This window comes from Candidatus Zixiibacteriota bacterium (genome assembly GCA_020853795.1).
Taxonomy (GTDB): domain Bacteria; phylum Zixibacteria; class MSB-5A5; order CAIYYT01; family CAIYYT01; genus JADJGC01.
Genome location: JADYYF010000141.1, coordinates 1 through 3,485, shown reverse-complemented (window position 1 = coordinate 3,485; position 3,485 = coordinate 1). Strand labels below are relative to the sequence as shown.

General features: G+C 59.3%; 3 protein-coding genes. All 3 read left to right on the top strand.

What is annotated here, in order from left to right; all coding sequences use genetic code 11:
• Positions 1-505: 505 nt before the first annotated feature.
• Genes IT585_11275 through IT585_11265 form a run of 3 tightly spaced genes read left to right on the top strand, consistent with a single transcriptional unit; the run spans position 506 to position 3,482 of the window.
• Positions 506-943, top strand: coding sequence for a hypothetical protein (locus IT585_11275; GenBank protein ID MCC6963822.1), 438 nt, complete (start codon positions 506-508; stop codon positions 941-943).
• Positions 931-2,070, top strand: a complete 1,140-nt coding sequence (locus IT585_11270; GenBank protein ID MCC6963821.1) for a hypothetical protein — start codon at positions 931-933, stop codon at positions 2,068-2,070. The genes IT585_11275 and IT585_11270 overlap by 13 nt, the downstream gene beginning before the upstream one ends.
• Positions 2,071-2,129: 59 nt before the next feature.
• Positions 2,130-3,482 carry a hypothetical protein gene (locus IT585_11265; GenBank protein ID MCC6963820.1) on the top strand — a complete coding sequence of 451 codons (1,353 nt, stop codon included), beginning with the start codon at positions 2,130-2,132 and terminating at the stop codon, positions 3,480-3,482.
• Positions 3,483-3,485: the final 3 nt, after the last annotated feature.

Genomic DNA, 3,485 nt, shown 5'->3' with positions numbered 1-3,485 from the left:
AGGAGAGGGGAGAAAGCATCATTGTCGCGGAGGCGTCGGTCCAGCGATGACGCGAATCCAGGTTGAGTGCAGTTTCTGGGTGCGAGGAGGAAGGCGGCAGGTCGCAATCCCGCGCGGGAGATGGTGGCATTGCGGTTGTAGTGAGGCGCGGGATCAAGACCTGCCGCAACGACACAATCGGCGGGTGCGGGGAATGTGATGGCCGATGGCGCTGGGAGGGAGAACATGCGGCGACGAAGAGCCCTCACCCCCGACCCCTCTCCCAAAAGGAGAGGGGAGAAAGCATCATTGTCGCGGAGGCGTCAGTCCCGCGATGGCGAGAATCCAAGTTGAGTGCAGTTTTTGGGGGCGTGGAGGGAGGCGGCAGGGGTTCAGGTTAGTGTCGCTATACAACATGGTAAAAATAGTTGACATTTGAGAAGAGGGGTTGTATCTTGTAAAAGGTATATTCAAGAGTCGAAAATCGACAACTAAGGTAGAAGAAGATCGACAACTAAGGCAGCCCATGAAACAACTCGCTCTGCTCGGCATCGTTTTGTCCCTCCTGTATACTCCCGTCTTATTCGGCGAGGGTCAAGCACCGACGGCGACGACCGGTGCTGCGAAGGCATTTGTTGATCGCGACGGCGATGGATTCGACGATCAAGCGGGTGATCGCGACGGCGACGGAATTCCCGATTTGGCGGAGCGTGAGAAACCGGCGGCACAGCCGCAGGAGCAGCCCGCCGAGTTTGGGATGTTTGCCGCAGCGCAGACCATGATTGGGACAACACCGGTATTCCTCCATAATTCCGGTTCGTTTAACCATCTGAAGCTGTTGTTGAATCCGCTGACGCAGCATCGCGGCGGCTTCGGAGTCGGTGTGGACTTTGGCCCGGGCGGCGATATCGGGTGTGGCGCCGTGATGGGCGGAGCGTGCGCAGGTGGAGCTTGCGGACCATAGCTAACTGGCGCATCCGGACTTTTGGCTGTTGCCTGATCCTGGCGACGGCACTGACCTTCCTCCTTCCCTCAAGTTCCAAATCCAATGTCTTGTTTGAAGCCGCCTTGAACGGCGGTTACACGGACAATCTGCTGAGCGATTCGACGGGGCTCATCGACAAGTACTCGGTGGCTTCGGGGATGGTGCGCTGGTATCCGGTGAGCACGCTCGAATTGAGCGTCAATGGTGACTGGACACTTTACGACCGGGTGGCAGCGATGTCGAATCGTCTGGGGCGAGTCGGATTGACCTACATCCCGCTGAAGGCGACTTCGCGGTTGTCGATTTACGCCAACGCCGCTTTTGACGGCCGGCGCTATCACTCCGAGTTGAGTTACTACGATCTCAATACGCTGGACTCACGGATTACAACCGGATACCGCTTCGGCGAAGTGGCGACGCTGCGCTGGGGTGTGGGGTTCCGCGACTATGCATATCTGGCGACCGAGAGCGGGGATAGGGAGATGTTGGAGACGTTCGTCGGACTTAACACGACGCCGTTCGGCCGCAACAGTTTCGACATCGAGGCCGGCTACGGGAGCATGGACTACGAGCATGTCAAGTCGAACCTGATCTTCGTCAACCCGCAGCATCCGGAGCGCTCACTCACCGACAGCAAACTAAAGTCGTTCTACGTCTCGCCGCGCTGGTCGCGGCCGCTGGATGAGAAGAACGGCATCAGCGTGACCTTCAGCTATCGGACGTTCATGAACACGGACGAGGGGATCGTGTTCGGTTCTTCGATCGGGCTGCTGTCGCCCTGGACGGCGGTGTGGGAGGGGACATCGATTGCGGCAACTTTGAAGAGCTACCTGATCCCGCAGACGATCACGACGCTGGGATGCGGGTACTGGAACCGCCATCATCTCCCGACGATCGAGAGCGACAATTTTCCGATCGTGATGGGGCGGGAGCGCGACGACGACCAGGTGCGCGCGTTTTTGCAGGTGATGCGGCCGTTTACGACCGGCAGCGGGCAGTTGATTCAGCCGCGCCTGACGCTCGAATACACTAACAATAATTCCTCGAATGAGCTGTTTGAATATTCGGCGATGGTGATCAGCACCGGGATCAGTTTCCGGTACTGACAGCCGAGGCCTTGAGTAGTGCGAGCCAACGTTTGCAGACGGGAAGGAGACACGAGAAGATGATCGGTCGGAGAAAGCTGTTAGTCCTGATGGCGATCGCGGTCTGGGTGATCGCGGCGGCCGGAGCGGCCCCAGCGGCAAATTACACGAAGGTGGATGATCCGGCGCTGAATGCCGCGGCGACGACGGCGCCGCAGCCGTCGTCTTCCGAGCGCGCGACCTATAACGGGACGCTGCGCATCTACATCGTCGAGCCGGTGTCGCGATACCTGGACTACACGAACCGCTCCTATTCCTTTGGGATGCTGGGCTTCGCGCTGAACCAGGCGATTACACTCAACGACGGCCAGATTTTGACCGACACGGTTACTTTTTCATCCACCGGCATGACGCTGAACAACATCAAAGCGGTGATGGCAGTGTTCAATGTGGAGGGGCATCCGGCCTATTCGGATCCCGACACGCCGGCCTATCCGTTCACAGCGCACTGGGTCGATGCCTCCGCCGGCTCCACGCCGGGGGTAGTCGGCATCGACAAGCCGACGGCGCCATACACCCACACGGTGCTGGTAGAGGAAGGCACGCGGCACGGTTGCGGCTATTGTCCGATCACCCGGTCGCATTTAGAGACCCTGTACGAGTCGGGATTGTACCAGTTCAATCTGGTGGCGATGGTGACCGATAATTCGCAGACTTCGGCCTTCATGACCGCAACTTACAATATGGGTTACACGCCGACGGTGTATTACGACGGCGGACACGGGGTGTCACTGGGCGGCGTGGACGACGAGACATTCTATTCCTCGCACATCACAGCGGCCTCGACCCGCGCGGTGGCGCCGTTGAAGATCGCGGTGCGGCTGGACTACGTCAGCTCGACGCAGGTGAAAGTGGAATACACGGTAAAGACGGCCAATGTGGCGCCGCCGGCGCCGCCGGCACCCAGTGGTCCGGCGATGGTGCGGCGCGGTACGACGCAGACCTATACGGCCGCGGCGACCGATCCGGATGGTGACCGGCTGCAATTCCGCTGGTCGTTCGACAAGGACGACAGCACTGCGTGGACGGGTCCGTATAACCCCGGTATTCCCTGTCAAGTCGATCGGACCTGGCCGAATATCGGCGAGTACTGGGTCAAGTTCCAGACCAAGGATTACTGGGACAGCGCTCCCGGTTGGGGTGATTCGCTGTTAGTGACGGTGTATCAGTGCGGTGATGCCGACGGTTCGGCGGCGGTGTCGATTTCGGATGCCGTGTATTTGATCAATTATATCTTTGCCGGTGGTCAGGCGCCCGATCCGCTGTTGTCGGGTGATGCCGATTGCAGCAACGCGCTGTCGATTTCGGATGCGGTCTTTTTGATCAATTACATTTTTGCCGGCGGCCCGGCGCCGTGCAGCACCTGTCCGTAGATT